Here is a 22,828-nt window from a genome sequence, read left to right as displayed (position 1 = left end):
GACGAGGAGTGGGATTTGATGCGCTTCACAATTTTACTCCCCCTGAGCAACGAGACTGATTCCAGTATCTAAGACTGGAGTCCAGTATGTTGGAATCAAGCAAAGTTCCCGCCCTGACACGGGCTATTGATATTCTCAATTTGATTGCTCGCATTGGCCCCTGTAGTGCTGCGACGATCATCGACACATTGGGGATCCCTAAAAGCACAGCCTATTTGCTGCTTAACGAACTCAAGCGTCAGCGTTTTCTGAGTCTTGATCACCAGGAAAATTTTTGTCTGTGGACCAGGCTGGTGGAGCTTTCCGGCCATGCGTTAAGCAAGATGGATCTCCGGGAACTGGCACGCCCACGCCTGACGCAACTGATGGATACCACTGGACTGTTGTGTCACCTTGGGATCATCGATAACGGTAGCGCATATTACATATTGAAAGTGGAGTCTTCAGCCACTATCAGCGTGCGTTCCCATGAAGGAAAAAGCCTTTCGCTTTATCGCTCCGGAATAGGTAAATGCCTGCTTGCCTGGCAACCTGAAGCTGTACAGCAAAGTATTATCGAAGGGCTGGTCTGGGAACAGGCGACACCCACCACGATTACCCGTCCACCACAGCTCCACGAAGAACTGGCACGTATTCGCCGTCAGGGCTGGAGCTATGACAACGGTGAAGATTACACCGATGTCCGTTGTGTTGCTGCCCCGGTGTTTAACGCCAATAACGAGCTTACCGCCGCGATCTCAGTGGTCGGTACTCGTTTACAAATCAATGAAGAATATCGTGATTATCTGGCGGGCAAAGCCATCGCCTGCGCCAGGGATATTTCACGTCTGTTGGGATGGAAAAGTCCCTTTGACTTACTGGCCTCATAAAAATGGAGAACATCATGACCCTACCAAAAATCAAACAGGTTCGCGCCTGGTTTACTGGCGGAGCGACAGCAGAAAAAGGCGCTGGCGGCGGTGATTATCACGACCAGGGAGTGGATCACTGGATTGACGATCATATTGCTACCCCGATGAGTAAATACCGCGATTACGAGCAGTCCCGCCAGTCATTTGGTATTAACGTTCTTGGCACGTTAATTGTTGAAGTCGAAGCAGAAAATGGCCAGACCGGCTTCGCCGTTTCAACAGCCGGTGAAATGGGGTGCTTTATCGTTGAAAAACACCTAAACCGTTTCATAGAGGGCAAATGTGTCAGTGATATCAAACTGATTCACGATCAAATGCTCAACGCCACCCAGTATTACTCCGGTTCAGGGGGCCTGGTGATGAACACGATTTCCTGTGTTGATTTGGCTCTGTGGGATCTGTTCGGCAAAGTGGTCGGGCTTCCGGTTTATAAACTTTTAGGCGGCGCTGTCCGTGATGAAATTCAGTTCTACGCCACGGGCGCGCACCCGGATCTGGCAAAAGAGATGGGCTTTATCGGCGGCAAGATGCCGACGCACTGGGGGCCACATGATGGTGATGCGGGGATCCGCAAAGACGCCGCTATGGTCGCGGGGATGCGTGAAAAATGCGGTGAAGATTTCTGGTTGATGCTCGACTGCTGGATGAGCCAGGACGTGAACTATGCCACCAAACTGGCTCACGCTTGTGCCCCTTATAACCTGAAATGGATCGAAGAGTGCCTGCCGCCGCAACAGTATGAAGGTTATCGCGAATTAAAACGCAACGCACCAGCAGGAATGATGGTCACCAGTGGCGAGCACCACGGCACACTGCAATCTTTCCGTACACTTTCAGAAACCGGTATCGACATTATGCAACCAGATGTTGGCTGGTGCGGTGGCTTAACCACGCTGGTGGAGATTGCCGCAATTGCCAAATCACGTGGACAACTGGTGGTGCCGCACGGTTCGTCTGTTTACTCCCACCATGCGGTGATCACCTTCACCAATACCCCATTTAGCGAATTCCTGATGACCAGTCCGGATTGTTCATCGATGCGTCCGCAGTTTGATCCGATTTTGCTTAATGAGCCGGTGCCGGTGAATGGTCGTATTCACAAATCAGTACTTGATAAACCGGGTTTCGGCGTCGAACTCAATCGTGACTGCAATCTGAAACGCCCTTACAGCCACTAATCATTCCGGGCGTTGCCGTGACAACAGTAACGCTCACATGTTCTAAGGAGCTTCTTATGAGCACCGCTTTGCTTGACGCCGTGGTGAAGAAAAACCGCGCGCGTTTGATCCCGTTTATGTTGGCGCTGTACGTGCTGGCGTTTCTCGATCGTTCGAATATTGGTTTTGCCAAACAGACCTACCAGATTGATACCGGGCTAAGTAATGAAGCTTATGCGCTGGGAGCGGGAATTTTCTTTGTGGTGTATGCGTTTCTCGGTGTTCCGGCGAATTTGTTGATGCGCAAACTGGGAGCCAGGACCTGGATTGGTACGACGACACTGCTGTGGGGATTTCTTTCGGCGGCAATGGCATGGGCCGATACTGAAGTGAAATTTCTGATAGTTCGCACCCTGCTTGGTGCTGCGGAAGCCGGGTTCTTTCCAGGCATGATTTATCTCACTTCGCAATGGTTTCCGCAGCGTAATCGCGCCAGCATTATGGGGCTGTTTTATATGGGAGCACCGTTGGCGTTAACGCTGGGATCACCGCTCTCCGGCGCGCTTCTGGAGATGCATGGATTTATGGGACATCCCGGCTGGTTCTGGATGTTTGTGATTGAAGGATTACTGGCAGTCGGTGCTGGGGTGTTCACATTCTTTTGGCTTGATGACACACCGGAGCAGGCACGTTTTCTGAGTAAAGAAGAAAAAACGTTGCTCATTAATCAACTTACAAGTGAAGAACAACAGAAAGTCACTTCGCGACTGAGTGATGCGCTGCGTAATGGGCGAGTCTGGCAACTGGCGATTATCTACCTGACTATTCAGGTGGCGGTTTACGGATTAATTTTCTTCCTGCCGACGCAGGTTGCCGCATTGCTGGGAACAAAAGTGGGCTTTACGGCCTCCGTGGTCGCTGCCATTCCGTGGATTGCGGCATTGTTGGGGACCTGGCTTATTCCGCGCTATTCCGATAAAACCGGCGAACGGCGCAATGTCGCGGCGCTGACATTGCTGTCCGCAGGCATTGGTATTGGCCTTTCCGGGCTACTTTCGCCAGTACTGGCAATCGTTGCGCTGTGTGTTGCAGCAATAGGGTTTATTGCGGTTCAGCCGGTGTTCTGGACGATGCCGACACAACTGCTTTCCGGTACGGCGCTGGCTGCGGGGATTGGTTTTGTAAACCTGTTTGGCGCGGTGGGCGGATTTATCGCCCCGATCCTGCGTGTAAAAGCAGAAACGTTGTTTGCCAGCGATGCGGCAGGCTTGCTGATGCTGGCAGCGGTGGCGGTCATCGGTTCGCTGATTATTTTCACTCTGCGTGTAAGTCGCGCTGTTGCGCAGACCAACGTGGCGCATCATTAACAGGTTAAGGAACATGATGAACACATTATTAATCAATCCATTCAAAGAACGCTTACGCAAGGGTGAAGTACAAATTGGCCTGTGGTTAAGTTCGACAACTTCCTATATGGCAGAAATTGCCGCCACCTCCGGTTATGACTGGTTGCTGATTGATGGTGAACATGCGCCCAATACCATTCAGAACCTTTATCACCAACTTCAGGCGGTAGCGCCCTATGACAGCCAACCCGTGATCCGCCCAGTGGAGGGGAGTAAGTCGCTGATTAAACAAGTCCTGGATATTGGCGCGCAAACTCTACTGATCCCGATGGTCGACACTGGCGAACAGGCGCGTCAGATAGTGTCTGCAACTCGCTATCCACCGTACGGTGAACGTGGTGTCGGGGCCAGCGTGGCACGGGCAGCACGCTGGGGACGCATTGAGAATTACATGGCGCAAGTCAACGACTCACTTTGTCTGTTGGTGCAGGTGGAAAGTAAAACAGCACTGGATAATCTGGATGAAATCCTCGACGTTGAGGGGGGTGATGGTGTGTTTATTGGGCCAGCGGATCTCTCAGCGTCGTTGGGTTACCCGGATAATGCCGGGCACCCGGAAGTGCAGCGTATTATTGAAACCAGCATCCGACGGATCCGCGCTGCGGGTAAAGCAGCAGGTTTTCTGGCTGTGGCTCCTGATATGGCGCAGCAATGCCTTGCGTGGGGAGCGAACTTTGTCGCCGTTGGCGTCGACACCATGCTCTACAGTGATGCCCTGGATAAGCGACTGGCGATATTTAAATCAGGCAAAAATGAGCCACGCATAAAAGGTAGTTATTGATATCAAAGGCCCATGGGGATTGCTTGTGGGCCTGTGTTAATTAGTGGTTATTCGCTGCCAGATCGGCTTCGCTTAGCTGGGTGGCTGCGAGCAGCCAGGTCACGATCAATACCCTGTTCCAGCATGCGCAAGGCAATTTTAATGGCTTGTTCATGCATGCCTTCTACTTTGCCTTCCTGCAAACCTTCTAATTTACCTTCTTGCAAGCCTTCAATCTTACCCTCCTGCCAGCCAATTTGATGCCCTTCCTGCCGTAGCCGTTCAGCAATAGCCATCAATCTCTTCTTTTAATGACAGTTCGGTGGAATATCAGCATCAGTGAGTTGGGTTGTCGCCAGCACAATCTCACGTTCAAAGCCCTGCTCCAGCATGCGCAAGGCAATTTTAATGGCTTGTTCATGCATGCCTTCCTGCAAACCTTCTAATTTACCTTCCTGCCAGCCAATTTGGTGTCCTTCCTGCCGTAGCCGTTCAGCAATAGTCATCAATCTCTCCTTTTGTAGTGGTGAACGTTCGGCAATTTCCTCAATAAAGCGGGTGAAACGGGAGGTATCGCCGCATTGCAGCAGATAATTAAACAGCGTTTGCACCTGGCTGTCATTAGTGAAGCCCCTAACCAAAAGCGTGGTGATCCTGTCGACCAGACCGATTAAATCGCGCTCGCGAATATGCTTTTGAATCAGTTCCAGCAGAGCTATACGCCGATGTTGCATGATCTCATCGTCAGGTACGATGGTGATATCCACCAACGGAAAAGCTTCGGTGTACAACTGCCGGGCAAGCTGCGGGTCGTCAAATTCATCCAGCCAGTTAAGTGAATATGGGTAGGGTGAGGTTTCGCCGTGATAAAACAGCATTGGCACTACCAGAGGGACTCTGTCATAGCCTTTGTCCAGATGGCGCTGCATGACGGCAGTGGCATAACGCATCAGTCGAAAGGCCATGTTTTTTTCTGCAGTACTCTGATGCTCAATCACGCAGTAGATATAACCTTCGCCGTCGGTGGTTTCTACCGACCACAAAACATCCGAGTAGTAAGCGCGTAAACTTTTTTCAATAAAACTGGTGGGTTCCAGGCGTAAGGTTTGCAGGTTGCAAAGCTTACGTAGCGGTTCCGGCAGGTGTATTTCCAGAAAATCCCGTGCGGTTTCGGGCGAGAACATAAAGGTTTTAAATACCGCATCATGCGGGGAGGATGTTGTTGATTCTGTCATGGTTGTCCGTCACCAGATGTTTATGATGACGCGACATTACGAGTATCCCGGGCCTTTGACATCTGACAGTTTCAGTCTTTGCGAGACGTTTTCAGAGGAATTTTCACGGCGATGCAACGCGTACATTTGGCACGGAATCGCGCCCGCAAAAATGCCCGATAAGCAACATGCTTACCGGGCATCAGAAGGGAGTTTAAGCCAGCGCCTGGGCCAACAGAGTAATCGGGTGTTCGCAGCGAAGGCTCGTGGACATCTCAATCTGCCATTTGCAGGTTTCGCAGTCGGTGACGACCAGATCCGCGCCGCTCTCTTCTATCTGACGGAACAGTGGCGCTCCGATGGCTTGTGAGGTGGGGTAGTTCTCTTTTTTGAATCCATAAGTACCAGCAATACCGCAGCACTGAGAATCCAACACTGTCAGTTCAAGCCCAGGGATTTTACGTAATAGTTCCAGGGTGTAGAGCGTCCAGCCCATTTTTTCCATATGGCATGGGGTGTGATAAACCACTTTCAGCGGCAGCGGTTTAAGTGGCAAGGTTTTGCCTTCATCTAACTTGCGCCACAGCCAGCGGGTTGCCAGTTCGATATGATCGCGTAAGCCTTTGTTGTCGACATTCAACACTTCCGGATATTCATCGCGCAGGGCAAACGTACAGGTGGAGGAGGTGGCAATCACCGGAATGCCTTTCGCTCCGACAGCTTCGCGGATCGATTCCACGTTGATAATCGCCTGTTTACGCGCCTTATCGGTAAAACCGTTGGCAATCAGCGGCACACCGCAGCATTTCTCTTTGCTGAGCAGTTGCACGCCCGTTCCCATCGCGTTGAGTACTTTAATTAAATCTTTACCCAGTTGTGGATGGTTGTAATTGACGAAGCAGCCGTGGAAGAACGCCACCTGATCTTTATACTGCGCCTGCTGTGCCGCCACGCTGCGATACCAGCGGCGGAAGGTGCCGAAGGAGTATTTCGGCAGTGTGCGACGGTGGTCGATTTTTAACGCGGCATCAAGCAGTTGTCGCACCGGTTTTAGTGAGGTAGCGGTGTTAACGATAGGCGCGAACGGCGTAGAAAAGCTGCCCATCAGGTCGGTATGACTTAAAACGAAATTGCGCAGCGACGGGCGCGAGGTGTCGTATTTTGCTCGTGCGCGCTGGATGATATCGCCAATCTTCACATCGGATGGACAGGCGACTTCGCAACGTTTGCAGTTAATGCAATATTTCAGCGCCTCGTCATACAGTGCGCCATCTTTCAGACGCAGACGTTCGCCATCTGGTCCCGCCTGTTTTGGCCCCGGATAGCCCGGATTCACCCGGCTCACCGGACAGGCGGTGGTGCAGACGGTGCACTTGATGCAGTTTTCGAAGCTGGTATCGTTCATTCTTGGCCTCCTGCGCGTTGGGCAATCTGTTGAGCAGCATGTAATGCACTGACAGCACAAACGCCGCCGCCGCATCCCTGGGCTATGGGATCAAATCCGCCCAGCACCGAACCAATGGCAAACAGGTTTTCTATCGTTTGACCTGCCAGCGACGGGCGTAGCGCCTCGTCAGTGGTCACGCCGAATTGTTGCCACGGTTGCGGAGCGAAAAAGTCACTTCGATACCACTCACCCCGCGTGGCGGTTTGCAGCACATCAAGGCCGAGAATCGGTTCGCGAATACCGTCGCGTTCTGCCACCAGCCCCCCGCTAAAGAAGCTGCCACTGGCAAGCACGGCAAAGCGTGGACGTAGCGGAATATCGGCGTGATTACGGGTCCATATTTCACTGACGACGCCATTTTTGCAGGTCACTTTTTTTACTTCATCGCCCGGCATCCACACACCGCCCTGGCGCACGAACTGATGTTGAAGCTGATTTTGCAGACGAATACCCAGCACGGAAGGCGGCAATGTTGGCAGTAACATTAATGAACAGGGCAGTTGCTCATTCAGCCAGCGCCACAGTTTGTTATCGGTCAGGCCGAAACAGGCGGGCATCAGGATCATTTCACAGGTGTTGGCAACAGGGATAAGCGCATCGATCAACAGTGGCCAGTTTTCTTCGTTATCAAGGAAACGGGCAATATTCACTGCACGAAATTCGGTGGCGTTATTGCGTAAGACATCCAGTTCCGGCAATTCAATTTCAGCAGTTTCGACAGCAAGATTTAATTCACGTAACGAGGCTGCCGCCAGGTGTGCCTGAAAATCCATCAGGCCACTTATTCCCACTACGCATATTTTCTTCGCGGGCAGCGGCCAGACTGGGATTTCTGGTGAGCTTAGCCAGGTTGAGCGTAGCGTGCCGAGAGGAGTAACCCGCTGGTGAGCCAGTTCTACGCTGCCCTGCAATTGCGCACCGCTTTCTGCAATTAACGCCTGCGCCTGGCAAGCGAGGTCGAGCACGCGCTGTGGGCCGAGTTGGCTGTAGGGATGGGAGGGGGCCAGGCGACCCAATGTTTCCAGTCCGTCGTGAATATCTGTCACCGGCTGCCCATCTGGCAGATGGCTTAGTAAATCCAGTGAGCCGGACGAGAAATGCAGCGCGCTCTGACCGCGAGTGACAATCGCACAACGCAGACCGTGTTTTTGTAGTTGCAGGCCGCAGAGTAATCCGGCAAGGCCGCCGCCCATAATGACAGTATCAAATCGCATCTTTCTGCTCCTTCTCCAGACCACACAGTCCCTGATAAACCCAGCGGGTAAATTCGCTTTCGCGCAGCGCATCGCCCCAGGCAATGGGCTGCACACCTTTCCAACGTTCGTTAAGGAAGGTGGAAAGTTGCTCAATAGATTGCGCGGACGTGGTGACGTTAAAGCGTTGCAGCAGTCCGGCGGCGCGGCAGGCGCAGAGTTCGCCCTGACAGGTCCCCATCCCCACACGGGTGCGACGGCGTAAGTCCAGCAGGCTGTTGACGTTTAAATTTTCTACCGCGTATTGCACTTCGCCTGCAGTGACAGCTTCGCATTCGCACACCAGGCTCCGGTGCAAGCGGCCTTCACTTAACCAGTCTGGCGTGCGATCACCGTGACGATAAACCGCAGAACCGCGAAGTGGTGCAGGGAGGGAAATGATTTTTTGCAGTGTCACTTCAGCCGGTTCTTGTGAACCCGGTAGTGCCAGGTCGGCGGTTGTGCAGGGGCGCGAGTTGCCCAGTTTGCGGCAGACGGCATCTGTGGCCCATTCCGCCATCAGACGGTAGGTCATCAGTTTGCCGCCGGTAATGGTGATAAATCCGTCCAGGCCATCGCGTTCGGCGTGATCGAGCAGCACGATGCCGCGACTGACATTACGCCCGCTCGGATCGTCATCGCTGGCAACCAGTGGGCGCACACCAGAGTAGGCACGCAGAATGCGCGTTTTCGCCATCACCGGAGCCAGTTTTTCCCCTTCACGCAGCAGGATATCCACCTCTTCTGCCGTCACCCGATTATCGTCAATTTCGTCATAATCAATGCGTAAAGAGGTGGTGCCAATCAGTGAAATGGTATCGCCGGGCACCAGAATATCAGCGTCAGAAGGTTTACGGCAGCGATTGATCACGTGCTGATTAATGCGGTGATCCATGATCAGCAGCGATCCTTTGGCCGGGAACATGCGAATACGCAGATCGGCATACTCGGCAATATGTTGCCCCCAGATCCCGGCAGCATTCACCACCACTGGTGCATGGAGCGCCTGGGTTTCGCCTGTAAGATGATTGCGCACGCGAACGCCACACACCGTCGCGCCTTCACGAAGCAGGCCAGTGACTTCATGGGCGGTGAGGATAACCGCACCGTGTTCTTTTGCATCGAGCATGTTCGCAGCGGTCAGGCGGAATGGGTCCACGGTGCCATCCGGGACTTTTACCGCGCCAATCAATGCCGGGTTAACGGAAGGTTCGATAATGCGTGCTTGCTGCGGATCAATGGCTTCCGCGCTGATCCCCGCCTCCTGACAAGCGCGAATAAACGTAGCCTGGAAAGAGAGGTCATCTTCCGGCAGGGTGATAAACAGGCCGTTGGTCGGTTCGACACAGTGACGCGCGATGCGTTTTAAAATCTGGTTCTCACTAATGCATTCGCGGGCGGATTCCGCATCTGTTACTGCATAACGTGCGCCGCTGTGCAGCAGACCGTGGTTACGCCCGGTCGCGCCTGTTGCGATATCGTGTCGCTCAACCAAAATCACGCGCAGCCCGCGCAGGGCACAGTCGCGGGCAATCCCGGCTCCCGTTGCGCCGCCGCCAATGATAATCACGTCACTTGTTTGCGAGTCGCGAGTTTTCATTGTTATCCCTCTGAAGTTCGTTTTTTACCATTTAGCCATAGTAAAAACATGAATTGTTTGATTTCGCGCATATTCGCTCATAATTCGAAAGTGAAACGTGATTTCATGCGTCTTTCGGAACATTTTGACAATCTTATTTAATAATGTGTGCGGTAATTCACATTCATAAAATGAATGATTAATTAACATCGCGGCCACTCAAGAAACGGCAGGTTCTTCTATTGAATCAGTCTGTTAATCATAAATAAGACCACGGGCCACGGAGGCTATAAATGTTGAGTATTTTTAAACCAGCGCCACACAAAGCGCGCCTACCTGCTGCGGAGATCGATCCGACTTATCGTCGATTGCGCTGGCAAATTTTCCTGGGGATATTCTTTGGTTATGCCGCTTACTATCTGGTTCGTAAGAACTTTGCTCTCGCTATGCCCTATCTGGTGGAGCAGGGATTCTCTCGTGGGGATTTAGGTTTTGCCCTTTCCGGTATCTCCATTGCTTACGGGTTTTCGAAATTCATCATGGGGTCAGTTTCGGATCGCTCGAATCCGCGCGTTTTCCTGCCAGCAGGTTTGATTCTTGCGGCGGCAGTGATGCTGTTTATGGGCTTTGTGCCGTGGGCGACTTCCAGCATTGCGGTGATGTTTGTTCTTCTGTTCCTCTGCGGTTGGTTCCAGGGAATGGGATGGCCGCCGTGTGGTCGTACTATGGTGCACTGGTGGTCGCAGAAAGAGCGTGGCAGCATTGTGTCAGTATGGAACTGTGCGCATAACGTCGGTGGTGGTATTCCGCCGCTGCTGTTCCTGCTGGGTATGGCCTGGTTTAATGACTGGCACGCGGCGCTCTATATGCCTGCTTTCTGTGCCATTCTGGTGGCGCTTTTCGCTTTTGCCATGATGCGCGATACCCCACAATCCTGTGGTTTGCCGCCGATCGAAGAGTACAAAAATGATTATCCGGACGACTATAACGAAAAAGCGGAACAGGAACTGACTGCGAAGCAGATTTTCATGCAGTACGTACTGCCGAACAAGCTGCTGTGGTACATCGCTATTGCCAACGTATTCGTTTATCTGCTGCGCTACGGCATCCTCGACTGGTCGCCAACCTACCTGAAAGAGGTGAAGCATTTCGCGCTGGATAAATCTTCCTGGGCCTACTTCCTTTATGAGTACGCGGGCATTCCGGGCACTCTGCTGTGTGGCTGGATGTCGGATAAAGTCTTCCGCGGTAACCGTGGGGCAACTGGCGTCTTCTTTATGACTCTGGTGACCATCGCTACTATTGTTTACTGGATGAACCCGGCAGGTAATCCGACTGTTGATATGGTTTGCATGATTGTCATTGGCTTCCTGATCTACGGTCCTGTCATGCTGATAGGTCTGCACGCGCTGGAACTGGCACCGAAAAAAGCAGCAGGTACGGCGGCGGGCTTTACCGGGCTGTTTGGTTATCTTGGCGGTTCTGTGGCGGCAAGCGCAATTGTCGGTTACACCGTTGACTACTTCGGCTGGGATGGCGGCTTCATGGTGATGATTGGCGGCAGCATTCTGGCAGTTATCTTGTTAATTGTCGTGATGATTGGCGAAAAACGTCGCCATCAGGAATTACAGCAAAAACGCAACGGAGGCTAATGGCATGAAACTGACACTTAAAAACCTTAGCATGGCGATCATGATGAGTGGAATGATCATGGGAAGCAGTGCAATGGCGGCAGACAACAGCGAGAAAATTGTAATAGCCCATCGCGGCGCAAGCGGTTATTTGCCGGAGCATACGCTACCCGCAAAAGCGATGGCGTATGCACAAGGGGCGGATTATCTGGAGCAGGATTTAGTGATGACCAAAGACGACCATCTGGTCGTCCTGCATGACCACTATCTTGACCGCGTTACTGATGTGGCCGAGCGTTTTCCGGAGCGGGCGCGTAAAGATGGCCGTTACTACGCGATAGATTTTACGCTGGATGAAATTAAGTCTTTAAAATTCACTGAAGGCTTTGATATTGAAAATGGCAAAAAAGTGCAGACTTTCCCCGGACGCTTCCCGATGGGGAAATCTGACTTTCGTGTGCACACTTTCGAAGAAGAGATTGAATTTGTTCAGGGGTTAAACCACTCGACGGGGAAAAATATCGGCATCTATCCAGAAATTAAAGCGCCGTGGTTTCATCATCAGGAAGGGAAAGATATTGCGGCTAAAACCCTGGAAGTGCTGAAAAAATACGGTTACACCGGTAAAGATGACAAAGTTTATTTGCAATGCTTTGATGCTGATGAGCTGAAACGTATTAAAAATGAGCTGGAACCGAAAATGGGCATGGATCTTAATCTGGTTCAACTGATTGCCTATACTGACTGGAATGAAACCCAGCAGAAACAACCAGATGGAACCTGGGTTAATTACAGTTACGACTGGATGTTTAAGCCGGGTGCCATGAAGCAGGTAGCGGAGTATGCTGACGGCATTGGCCCGGATTACCATATGGTGATTGATGAGACATCGCAGCCGGGCAATATTAAACTTACCGGAATGGTGAAAGACGCGCAGCAGAATAAGTTGGTTGTGCATCCTTATACCGTGCGGTCGGATAAGCTGCCAGAATATACGACCGATGTGAATCAACTGTATGACGCTCTGTATAACAAAGCGAGTGTTAATGGACTGTTTACGGACTTCCCGGATAAAGCAGTAAAATTCCTCAATAAAGAGTAACTTCAGTCTCGGATGGCACTTACGTGCCATCCGCTATTTCCCTTCATTCAAAATCCCATTCACGTCAGAGTGAAATTAATTCTTCAATAAAGTCAGTTGGTTATCTTTGCTTGCTGTTCTTTGGCGTGAGATGACGAGTTCCCGACAAATGAAATCCCTTAAGAAACACTTTTTATTAAGTTTTTCTTAAGGTGAACACCTATAGTCATTGTCGTTAACAATAAAAACAAGGCGACAGGGTATGGCAGTTTCAGCAAAAATCGACGAATTCAATCATTGGTGGGCTACAGAAGGTGACTGGGTTGAGAAACCGAATTACCGCCGCAACGGCATGAGTGGGGTGCAATGCGTCGAGCACAACGGCAAAAAGCTGTATGTAAAGCGCATGACTCGGCACCTGTTTCATTCTATCCGCTATCCGTTTGGTCGCCCGACGATTGTGCGCGAGGTTGCGGTGATAAAAGATCTGGAACGCGCTGGCGTGATTGTGCCGAAAATCGTTTTTGGAGAAGCGGTGAAAATTGATGGCGAATGGCGTGCGTTACTGGTGACTGAAGATATGGCGGGTTTTGTCAGTATTGCTGACTGGTATGCACAGCATGCAGTAATGCCCTATCCCAACGATGTACGGCAAGCAATGTTGGAAGCAGTGGCGCTGGCATTTAAAAAGATGCATAGCGTTAATCGTCAACACGGCTGCTGCTACGTTCGCCATATCTATGTGAAAACAGAAGGTAAGCCAGAAGCCGGTTTTCTTGATCTGGAGAAAAGTCGCCGTCGTCTGCGTCGCCATAAAGCGATTAATCATGACTTCCGGCAACTGGAGAAATATCTGGAGCCGATCCCTAAAGCGGACTGGGAACAGGTGAAAGCGTATTACTACGCCATGTAATCGTTGTAGGCCAGATAAGACGCATCAGCGTCGCATCTGGCAACTATTCGCGCATGCCATGTTGGATGCGGCGTAAACGCCTTATCCAACCTACAAAAAGCCGTTGTAGGCCAGATAAGACGCGTCAGCGTCGCATCTGGCAACTATTCGCGCATGCCATGTTGGATGCGGCGTAAACGCCTTATCCAACCTACAAAAAGCCGTTGTAGGCCAGATAAGACGCATCAGCGTCGCATCTGGCAACTATTCGCGCATGCCATGTTGGATGCGGCGTAAACGCCTTATCCAACCTACAAAAAGCCGTTGTAAGACAGATAAGACGCGTCAGCGTCGCATCTGGCACTAGTACTCGATCACAACTCGATTTCAATATCGCCTTTTGCCCGGCAACAACAGGGCAAAATTTCCCCTGGCTGAATAAAGGCTAACGGTTCGGCAATCCAGTCCACCTGGCCTGCAACAAGACGCGTGCGACAGGAGCCGCAGTAGCCTTCGCGACACTGATATTCAACCGCCACGTTGTGGGATTCCAGCGCTGCCAGAAGGGAAGGGTGTTCATCCTGGCACAACAGTTGTGTGCCAGTGATGCGCAGGGTAACGCGAGCCATCAGAGTTGGAAGTTACTCAAATCGTCGGTGTCCACTTCCGAATCAATCTGTCCGACCAGATAAGAACTGACTTCCACTTCCTGCGGAGCAACCTGCACATTATCAGACACCAGCCAGGTGTTGATCCACGGGATCGGGTTGGAGCGTGTCTGGAACGGCAGATCCAAACCGACAGCCTGCATACGGATATTGGTGATGTATTCAACGTACTGGCAGAGAATGTCTTTGTTCAGACCAATCATTGAACCGTCACGGAACAGATAATCCGCCCAGTCTTTCTCCTGTTGCGCCGCCTGGACAAACAGGTCATAGCACTCTTGTTTGCACTCTTCGGCAATTTCCGCCATTTCCGGATCGTCCGCACCGCTGCGCAGCAGATTCAGCATATGCTGAGTGCCGGTCAGGTGTAGTGCTTCGTCACGGGCAATCAGGCGAATAATCTTGGCATTGCCTTCCATCAGCTCACGTTCAGCGAAAGCGAAGGAACAAGCGAAGCTGACGTAGAAGCGAATTGCTTCCAGCGCATTAACGCTCATCAGGCACAGATAGAGTTTTTTCTTCAACTCGCGCAGGCTGACAGTTACGGTTTTACCGTTAACGGTGTGGGTGCCTTCGCCCAGCAGGTGCCAGTAACTGGTCATTTCGATCAGTTCGTCGTAGTAAGCCGAAATCCCTTCTGCGCGTTTCTGGATCTGCTCGTTGGTGACAATATCGTCAAACACAACAGACGGATCGTTAACAATATTACGAATAATGTGCGTGTAGGAACGGGAGTGAATAGTTTCCGAAAACGCCCAGGTTTCTACCCAGGTTTCCAGTTCTGGAATCGAAATCAGCGGCAGAAGTGCCACGTTCGGACTACGACCCTGAATGGAATCCAAAAGCGTCTGGTACTTCAGGTTGCTGATAAAGATGTGCTTTTCGTGCTCTGGCAGCGCCTGATAATCGATACGGTCGCGGGAGACATCAACTTCTTCCGGACGCCAGAAGAAAGAGAGCTGCTTTTCGATCAACTTTTCGAAGATTTCATATTTTTGTTGATCGTAGCGAGCCACGTTGACCGGCTGACCAAAGAACATCGGTTCTTTGAGCTGATCATTCTTCGTCTGTGAAAATGTGGTATATGCCATGAATATGTCCTGTTGGGAGTTTAATGCCGGATAAGGCGTTCACACCGCATCCGGCATCACAATATCAGATCTTACATGCACCGCTTTCGCAGCCATCGTCCTGGATTGACGGCACCAGATCGTCCTGCGCGTCTTCTGCGCCATCACGGGTGTTCTGATAATACAGCGTTTTGACCCCGAATTTGTAGGCGGTGAGCAGGTCTTTCAGCAACTGCTGCATCGGCACTTTTCCTGACGGGAAGCGCGATGGATCGTAGTTGGTGTTAGCAGAGATCGACTGGTCGATGAATTTCTGCATGATACCCACCAGTTGCAAATAACCATCATTACCCGGCATTTCCCACAGCAGCTCATAGGCGTCGTGCAGGTGTTCATAGTCTGGCACCACCTGGCGCAGAATCCCGTCTTTCGACGCTTTAATGCTGACGTAACCACGTGGCGGCTCAATACCGTTGGTGGCGTTAGAAATCTGCGAAGAGGTTTCTGACGGCATCAGCGCTGAAAGCGTGGAGTTACGCAGGCCGTGGGTTTTGATCGACTCACGCAATGCTTCCCAGTCGTAATGCAGCGGCTCATTGGCGATAGCATCCAGATCTTTCTTGTAGGTATCGATCGGCAGGATCCCTTTTGCGTAGGTGGTTTCGTTAAACCACGGGCACGCGCCTTGCTCTTTTGCCAGTTCGTTAGACGCTTTCAGCAGATAATACTGGATCGCTTCAAAGGTTTGGTGCGTCAGGTTGTTGGCGCTGCCGTCGGAGTAACGTTTACCGTGCTTCGCCAGATAGTAAGCGAAGTTGATCACGCCAATACCCAGCGTACGACGACCCATTGCCCCGCGTTTTGCCGCCGGGATTGGGTAATCCTGATAATCCAGTAGCGCATCAAGCGCACGTACTGCCAGAATCGCCAGTTCTTCAAGTTCATCCAGGCTGTTAATTGCGCCCAGGTTGAAAGCAGACAGCGTACACAGCGCGATTTCACCGTTTTCGTCGTTGACGTCATTCAGCGGTTTGGTCGGCAGGGCGATTTCCAGGCACAGGTTAGACTGGCGCACTGGCGCAACAGCCGGATCAAATGGGCTGTGGGTGTTGCAGTGGTCAACGTTCTGAATATAGATACGACCGGTAGACGCGCGTTCCTGCATCATTAGCGAGAATAGCTCAACCGCTTTCACGCGCTGTTTACGGATGCTGTCGTCTTTCTCATACTTGGTGTACAGGCGCTCAAATTCTTCCTGATCGGCAAAGAACGCGTCGTATAACCCCGGAACATCGGATGGACTGAACAGGGTAATATCTTCACCTTTCAGCAGACGGGTATACATCAGCTTGTTGATTTGTACACCGTAGTCCATATGGCGCACGCGGTTGCCTTCAACCCCACGGTTGTTTTTCAGCACCAGCAGGCTTTCAACTTCCAGATGCCATATTGGGTAGAACAACGTAGCTGCACCACCGCGTACACCGCCCTGGGAGCAGGACTTCACTGCGGTCTGGAAATGTTTATAGAACGGGATACAACCCGTGTGAAACGCTTCGCCGCCGCGAATCGGGCTACCCAGTGCACGAATGCGACCGGCGTTGATGCCAATACCTGCACGCTGGGAAACGTATTTCACGATTGCGCTGGAGGTGGCATTGATGGAATCCAGGCTGTCGCCGCACTCGATCAGTACGCAGGAGCTGAACTGGCGAGTCGGGGTACGCACGCCGGACATGATTGGCGTCGGCAACGAAATCTTAAACGTGGAAACCGCATCGTAAAAACGCTTCACGTATTGCAGACGCGTTTCACGCGGGTAATTCGAGAACAGGCACGCAGCAACCAGAATATAGAGGAACTGGGCGCTCTCGTAGATTTCTCCGGTCACGCGGTTTTGTACCAGATATTTGCCTTCAAGCTGTTTAACAGCAGCGTAAGAGAAGGTCATATCACGGTCGTGATCGATAAACGTGTCCATCTGCTTGAACTCTTCTTCCGTGTAGTCTTCCAGCAGATGATTATCGTATTTGCCCATTTCAACCATTTTTACCACGTGATCGTACAGCGCTGGCGGCTCAAACTGGCCGTAGGCTTTTTTACGCAGGTGGAAGATCGCCAGACGCGCGGCGAGATACTGATAATCCGGTGCTTCACGGGAGATCAGGTCAGCGGCAGCCTTGATAATGGTTTCGTGGATGTCGGAGGTCTTGATGCCGTCATAAAACTGAATGTGGGAGCGCAGCTCGACCTGGGAAATCGAAACGTTATGCAGCCCTTCTGCCGCCCAGTCCAGAACGCGATGGATTTTGTCGAGATTGATGCGCTCTGTACTACCGTCGCGCTTTGTCACCAGCAGATTCTGATTCATGTATGTCGTACCTGTTTTTGGAATACTTTCCGCAATAGCATCGCTTTGACTACCTGTAGTAAGGAAAGTCGCAATGAACACTATATATAGGGGGTATGTTTGGGATTCACTGCAAGATAGTGTGAAAATGGCCCTCTTGCAAGTGCATAACTTTGTGGATAAGTCGCAACGGGAAAAGTGGCTTCCACGCACCTTAGGTCAGACAAGGTGTCCGGGAAAGTCAATGGGAAGAGAAAAAATTGTTAAAAATAACCGTTCGGTGATTTCTTGAACGTTCAATTTGAGATAATTATTGATCCAGGTTATTTATTGCGCTTATGTCAGGAGTGGCGAAAATTGATACCAGCACAAATTCATATCACGTTGTGACTTAATGTTATGTTTATGATGTGAGCGAATGTAAATGGTTGTGGTTCACGGAAGCGGTATTTTTTAATCAGCAGATGTGAAATAAAAATTTGCGATGTTGATTATTCCAGGTAAACAAGAAACGAATTAATCAGTTTGATGTGTTTTAATTATTGTTATTTCATAATTTAGTGAATATCAAAAAGAATAATTAATCTCTTTCAGAAGATAATATTTTTAGTATATAGGTTTTAAATTCTTCTTGCTTACAATTAGTCATTATCTACAATCGTAATATGTCTTTTAATGATGGCGTGTTATTTCTCACAGGCTGTCAGATTATGAATAAAAAATGGATTGTTTTTATCAGGAAAGAATATCTCTTAATTTTTCTGGCTGTCGTTGCATGTGCGTTTACACGAGCGAATGCAGCGTCGCAGATTATGCCTTCATGTCAGGGTGTTAACGTTATAGCCAGTTGCCGGGCCAGTCGCCAGAGCCTTTCAGGTAGTACACAGGTCTGGAATGTTGCTGACGGGCAATGGCTTATTTTTTCTTCTATGAAAAATGATACCAGTGGAGGTGCGGTATTTTTACAACAAGGTGCCAATTTCACATTGTCAGCACAAGACGGAACAGGGATGACGCTGTTTGAAAATAATACCGTGAGTGGTGAGTATAATAATGGCGGGGCTATCTTTGCGAAAGAAAATTCAACGCTGAATATTACTCAGGTTATTTTTGACGGTAATGTAGCAGGGGGGTATGGGGGGGCGATTTATTCCGCGGGGACAAATGACGCTGGTGATATTGATCTTAGCGTCACCAATGCTGTATTTACAGATAATATTGCTAACGATGGCAAAGGTGGCGCAATTTATTCAATTAATAATAATGTCTACTTAAATAACACGGTTTTTAATAATAATCAGGCATATACATCAACGAGTTACAGTGATGGCGATGGTGGAGCTATCGATATTACCGATAATAATAACGATAAAACACATCCATCAGGCTTTACAGTCATTAATAATACTTCATTTATAAATAACACTGCCGAAGGTTATGGTGGTGCAATTTATACCAGCAACGCAATTTCTCCTTATCTTATTGATATCGCTGTTGATGACAGTTATAGCCAGAACGAGGGCGTATTATTAGATGTGAATAACAGTGCATCTGCTTACGGTGAAGAGGCTTCGGCAGCGGCAGGAGGCTTTCTGTATATGGGGTCAAGTGAGATCCGTTTTGATATTGCGGCTGGTAAAACTTTGATCATTGGCAGTACGAAAAATGATGGGGCTATCGATTCCATTGCGGGGACGGGCTTTATTACCAAAGCCGGAGCGGGCGAACTGGTGCTTAACGCTGATAACAATGATTTTACCGGTGAGATGAGAATTAAAAACGGTGAAGTCATGTTGGGGCGGAATAATTCGCTGATGAATGTTGGTGACAATCAGTGCCAAAACAATCCGCAAAATTGCTATGGTCTGAGCGTTGGCAGTATCGGACAGACAGATAATCAGGCTGAGCTTAACGTTGGAACGACTCAGCAAACATTTGTACATTCGTTAACGGGTTTTCAGAATGGCACTTTAAATATTGACGCCGGTGGTAATGTTACTGTCAACCAGGGCGGTTTTGCCGGGACTGTTCAGGGGGATGGGCAACTGACTATTGCTGAAAACGGTAGTTATGTCCTGACGGGAGCGCAGTCGATGGCACTGACCGGCGATATTGTGGTGGAAGACGGGGCGATTCTCTCCTTAACCGGTAATGCTGATGACCTGGCGGCGATGCAGAACGATCCACAGTCAATCGTGCTAAACAATGGTGTGCTGGATCTTTCCGATTTTACTACCTGGCAGAGTGGTACGGCAGAAAACGATGGTCTGGAAATTAGCGGCAGTGGCGGCACGGTGATTGGCAGTCAGGACGTTGCCGATCTCTATGGCGGCGACGATCTGCATATTGGCGATGACGGGAAAAAAGGTGTCTATGTGGTAGTGGATGCAGGTGATAGACAGGTAAGCCTGGCGAATGACAATCCATATCTGGGCACTACGCAAATCGCTTCGGGAACGCTGATCGTTAGCGATAATTCACAGCTTGGCGATACGGATTACAACCGTCAGGTCATTTTTACCGATAACCAGCAAAATAGTGTAATGGAGATAACTGCAGATGTTGACACATGCTCAGCGACGGCGGGGCATGGGCGTAATATCGAAATGCGCGCTGATGGTGAAGTCGCAGTTGATGCGGGGGTCTACACGCAATGGGGGGCGTTGATGGCCGACAGTAGTGGGCAGGATCAGGATGCTGGCAGCACACTAACGAAAACAGGCGCAGGCACCCTGGAACTGACCGCCAGTGGTACGGCGCAGTCGGCGGTGCGAGTGGAGGAAGGCACGCTGAAAGGTGATGTTGCGGATATCTTTCCTTATGTTTCGTCGTTGTGGGTCGGTGATGGGGCTACGTTCGAGACTGGTGCGGATCAGGATATTCAGTCTATTGATGCGACTTCCAGCGGCACTATCGATATCAGCGATGGCACCGTCTTACGTTTAACCGGACAGGAGACTTCCGCCGCGTTGGATGCCTCACTGTTTATCGGTGGCGGTACTCTGGTCAATGTCTCCGATGGTACGGTGTTGACCGGTGAGCTTAATACCAATCTTGAAACTGACAGCCTGACTTACCTTTCAGACGTGACGGTCAATGGTGATCTGACCAATACTTCCGGTGAGGTGAGTCTGCAAAATGGTGCTGCTGGCGACACACTGACGGTGAATGGCGATTACAATGGCGGCGGTACGTTGCTGCTCGATAGTGAATTAGACGGTAATGATTCTGTAAGCGATCTGCTGGTACTTAACGGCAATACCTCCGGTAACACCACGGTAGTGATTAACCCGATTACTGGCATTGGCGAGCCGACATCCACAGGTATTAAAGTGGTTGATTTCAATGCCGATCCCACACAATTTCAGAACAATGCGCAGTTTAGTCTGGCGGGCAGCGGCTACGTCAATATGGGCGCTTACGACTATATGTTGGTGGAAGATAACAGCGACTGGTATTTGCGTTCGCAAAAAGAGACTCCGACGCCGCTACCTGAGCCGGAACCGACTCCCGATCCCACGCCTGATCCTGCACCAACCCCGATGCCTGCTTACCAGCCTGTGTTGAATGCGAAAACCGGGGGATATCTTAATAACCTGCGAGCGGTAAACCAGGCATTTGTGATGGAGAGACGCGACCATGCCGGTGGCAACAGTCAATCGCTACATTTACGCATTTTGGGTGGGCACGAGCATTACACTGCCGTGGGGCAAATGGCCCTGCACGAAGACACTTCTACGATACAGCTTAGTGGCAACCTGTTAAGTGAAAACTGGGGGGATGATGGCGAATGGACACTGGCGGGCGTTGGAAGCTACAGCAATAACCAGGGATATAGTCGCTCGAATATCACCTCAACCCGTGCCGATAACCAGAACCGCGGTTATGCCGTTGGTCTGACATCAAGCTGGTTTCAGCATGGCAGTCAAAAGCAGGGGGCATGGCTTGATAGCTGGCTGCAATATGCCTGGTTTAATAACGATGTCAGCGAGCAAGGCGATGGCGTGGACCATTATCGTTCATCAGGGATCGTTGCGTCGCTGGAGGCGGGGTATCAGTGGTTACCGATGCGCGGCGTATTAATTGAACCGCAAGCGCAGGTTGTCTATCAGGGCGTGAAGCAAAATGATTTCACCGCCGCTAACCGTGCTCGGGTGTCCCAATCGCAGGGTGATGATATTCAGATGCGGTTGGGATTACACAGCGAATGGCATACCGTCGTTCATGTCACGCCAACGTTGGATCTGAATTATTATCACGATCCTCATTCGGCAGAAATTGAAGAAGATGGCAGCAATATTAGCGATGATGTGGCGAAGCAGCGTGGTGAAATAAAAGTGGGGATAACAGGCAATATTAGCCAGCGAGTTTCCCTGCGCGGCAGCGTGGCGTGGCAGAAGGGAAGTGATGATTTTGCCCAGACGGCAGGATTTTTGTCGATGACGGTGAAATGGTAATTACTGCCCGCCCGGCATCGTTGCCGGATGTGGAGTAAATGCTTTATCCGGCCTACTGGAGCGTTTGTAGGCCTGATAAGGCGCGGCAAGCGTCGCATCAGGCATTGGCATCGTTGCCGGATTCGGTGCGATCCGGCTTACAATCTCACTTATTCTGCGTATGCAGCATATAGTTCACATCAACGCCGGGGCCGAGCTTAAAGGAGTTAGTGATCGGGTTGTAATGCAGCCCGGTCATATGACGTTCTTTTAAACTGGTCTGATCCACCCAACCCAGCAGTTCTGCCGGTTTAATAAACTTCTTCACGTCGTGCGTGCCTTTTGGCACCATGCGCAAAATATATTCCGCGCCGACTACCGCCATCAGCCACGACTTGCCGTTGCGGTTAAGCGTTGAGAAAAAGACATCGCCGCCCGGTTTTACTAATTGCGCACAGGCTCTGACCACTGACTGCGGATCGGGAACGTGCTCCAGCATCTCCATGCAGGTTACCACATCATACTGTCCGGCATGCTTTGCCGCGTGCTCTTCAACGGTTTCCTGCACGTACTCCACCTGAATGCCGCTTTCCAGTGCGTGAAGTTTTGCTACCTGCAATGGCTCAAAGCCCATATCCAGACCGGTCACTGTCGCGCCTTCTCGCGCCATACTCTCAGCCAGAATGCCGCCGCCACAACCGACATCAAGCACCTTTTTGCCAAATAAACCGCCGGAACGCTCGGCAATATAGCCCAGACGCAGCGGGTTAATGCGGTGCAGTGGTTTGAACTCGCCTTCCAGATCCCACCAGCGGGAGGCGACGGCTTCAAATTTAGCGATCTCTTCGTGGTCTACGTTATGGTTTACCGGCGATTTTTCGGCATTCATTGGCACTTCTACTCCGTAATTGGCAAGACAAGCGAGTATATCAGGCATTGCAGGTGAATAAAGCGTATAGGTTTACCTCAATCTGCGCGGCTGTGTTATAATTTG

The 22,828-nt window shown here is 50.8% G+C and carries 16 protein-coding genes and 1 pseudogene; 8 read left to right on the top strand and 9 right to left on the bottom strand.

What is annotated here, in order from left to right; translation table 11 throughout:
* Nucleotides 1-86 precede the first annotated feature (86 nt).
* The 4 genes from A9587_RS00495 to yfaU are packed head-to-tail and all read left to right on the top strand — an operon-like array spanning nt 87 to nt 4,255.
* Complete coding sequence (locus tag A9587_RS00495; RefSeq protein WP_000894175.1) at nt 87-869, top strand: IclR family transcriptional regulator; 783 nt, start codon at nt 87-89, stop codon at nt 867-869.
* 14 nt (nt 870-883) lie between these two features.
* Nucleotides 884-2,089 carry an L-rhamnonate dehydratase gene (gene rhmD / locus A9587_RS00490; RefSeq protein ID WP_105263438.1) on the top strand — a complete coding sequence of 402 codons (1,206 nt, stop codon included), beginning with the start codon at nt 884-886 and terminating at the stop codon, nt 2,087-2,089.
* Nucleotides 2,090-2,145: 56 nt separating this feature from the next.
* Complete coding sequence (locus A9587_RS00485) at nt 2,146-3,435, top strand: MFS transporter (protein ID WP_001516759.1); 1,290 nt, start codon at nt 2,146-2,148, stop codon at nt 3,433-3,435.
* Between the two features lie 16 nt (nt 3,436-3,451).
* A complete protein-coding gene (gene yfaU / locus A9587_RS00480; RefSeq protein ID WP_105263437.1) occupies nt 3,452-4,255 on the top strand; it encodes a 2-keto-3-deoxy-L-rhamnonate aldolase in 804 nt (267 codons plus the stop codon).
* 40 nt (nt 4,256-4,295) lie between these two features.
* Here the strand turns inward: yfaU and A9587_RS00475 are convergent.
* The 5 genes and pseudogenes from A9587_RS00475 to glpA all read right to left on the bottom strand — a co-directional run.
* Nucleotides 4,296-4,542, bottom strand: a pseudogene (locus A9587_RS00475) (hypothetical protein); the annotation flags it as partial.
* On the bottom strand, nt 4,543-5,469 hold the full coding sequence (locus A9587_RS00470) for an ISNCY family transposase (protein WP_000140544.1): 927 nt from the start codon (nt 5,467-5,469) through the stop codon (nt 4,543-4,545).
* Nucleotides 5,470-5,662: 193 nt separating this feature from the next.
* Nucleotides 5,663-6,853, bottom strand: coding sequence for an anaerobic glycerol-3-phosphate dehydrogenase subunit GlpC (glpC, locus tag A9587_RS00465; RefSeq protein WP_001000345.1), 1,191 nt, complete (start codon nt 6,851-6,853; stop codon nt 5,663-5,665).
* Nucleotides 6,850-8,109 carry a glycerol-3-phosphate dehydrogenase subunit GlpB gene (gene glpB / locus A9587_RS00460; RefSeq protein ID WP_016262172.1) on the bottom strand — a complete coding sequence of 420 codons (1,260 nt, stop codon included), beginning with the start codon at nt 8,107-8,109 and terminating at the stop codon, nt 6,850-6,852. The genes glpC and glpB overlap by 4 nt, the downstream gene beginning before the upstream one ends.
* Nucleotides 8,099-9,727 (bottom strand): anaerobic glycerol-3-phosphate dehydrogenase subunit A, encoded by a 1,629-nt coding sequence (gene glpA, locus A9587_RS00455; RefSeq protein ID WP_105263436.1) that lies wholly within the window; start codon nt 9,725-9,727, stop codon nt 8,099-8,101. The genes glpB and glpA overlap by 11 nt, the downstream gene beginning before the upstream one ends.
* Nucleotides 9,728-9,999: 272 nt before the next feature.
* Between glpA and glpT the strand changes: the two genes are divergently transcribed.
* From glpT to inaA, 3 genes are all read left to right on the top strand, one after another.
* Nucleotides 10,000-11,358, top strand: coding sequence for a glycerol-3-phosphate transporter (gene glpT / locus A9587_RS00450; RefSeq protein WP_000948746.1), 1,359 nt, complete (start codon nt 10,000-10,002; stop codon nt 11,356-11,358).
* A 4-nt stretch (nt 11,359-11,362) separates the two neighbouring features.
* Nucleotides 11,363-12,439, top strand: a complete 1,077-nt coding sequence (gene glpQ / locus A9587_RS00445; protein WP_105263435.1) for a glycerophosphodiester phosphodiesterase — start codon at nt 11,363-11,365, stop codon at nt 12,437-12,439.
* 241 nt (nt 12,440-12,680) lie between these two features.
* The gene (inaA, locus tag A9587_RS00440) at nt 12,681-13,331 is read left to right on the top strand and encodes a lipopolysaccharide kinase InaA (RefSeq protein ID WP_016248989.1); all 651 of its coding nucleotides are present in this window, start codon (nt 12,681-12,683) and stop codon (nt 13,329-13,331) included.
* Between the two features lie 353 nt (nt 13,332-13,684).
* Here the strand turns inward: inaA and yfaE are convergent, their stop codons facing one another.
* From yfaE to nrdA, 3 genes are all read right to left on the bottom strand, one after another.
* Nucleotides 13,685-13,939: a ferredoxin-like diferric-tyrosyl radical cofactor maintenance protein YfaE gene (gene yfaE, locus A9587_RS00435; RefSeq protein ID WP_000135039.1), complete on the bottom strand. Its 255-nt coding sequence runs from the start codon at nt 13,937-13,939 to the stop codon at nt 13,685-13,687.
* Nucleotides 13,939-15,069, bottom strand: a complete 1,131-nt coding sequence (nrdB, locus tag A9587_RS00430; protein ID WP_000332038.1) for a class Ia ribonucleoside-diphosphate reductase subunit beta — start codon at nt 15,067-15,069, stop codon at nt 13,939-13,941. The genes yfaE and nrdB overlap by 1 nt, the downstream gene beginning before the upstream one ends.
* A gap of 64 nt (nt 15,070-15,133) precedes the next feature.
* Nucleotides 15,134-17,419: a class 1a ribonucleoside-diphosphate reductase subunit alpha gene (gene nrdA, locus A9587_RS00425; RefSeq protein ID WP_001075189.1), complete on the bottom strand. Its 2,286-nt coding sequence runs from the start codon at nt 17,417-17,419 to the stop codon at nt 15,134-15,136.
* A 689-nt stretch (nt 17,420-18,108) separates the two neighbouring features.
* Between nrdA and yfaL the strand changes: the two genes are divergently transcribed.
* Complete coding sequence (yfaL, locus tag A9587_RS00415; RefSeq protein WP_105263883.1) at nt 18,109-21,855, top strand: AIDA-I family autotransporter adhesin YfaL/EhaC; 3,747 nt, start codon at nt 18,109-18,111, stop codon at nt 21,853-21,855.
* A 145-nt stretch (nt 21,856-22,000) separates the two neighbouring features.
* On the opposite strand, the gene ubiG is transcribed toward yfaL, so the two are convergent.
* Nucleotides 22,001-22,723 carry a bifunctional 2-polyprenyl-6-hydroxyphenol methylase/3-demethylubiquinol 3-O-methyltransferase UbiG gene (gene ubiG, locus A9587_RS00410; protein WP_016242523.1) on the bottom strand — a complete coding sequence of 241 codons (723 nt, stop codon included), beginning with the start codon at nt 22,721-22,723 and terminating at the stop codon, nt 22,001-22,003.
* Nucleotides 22,724-22,828 lie beyond the last annotated feature (105 nt).

The sequence above is a fragment of the Escherichia sp. MOD1-EC6162 genome, assembly GCF_002965125.1.
GTDB lineage: Bacteria > Pseudomonadota > Gammaproteobacteria > Enterobacterales > Enterobacteriaceae > Escherichia > Escherichia marmotae.
Note: the sequence above shows the minus strand (reverse complement) of the source record. Positions and strands in the feature narration are given on the sequence as shown.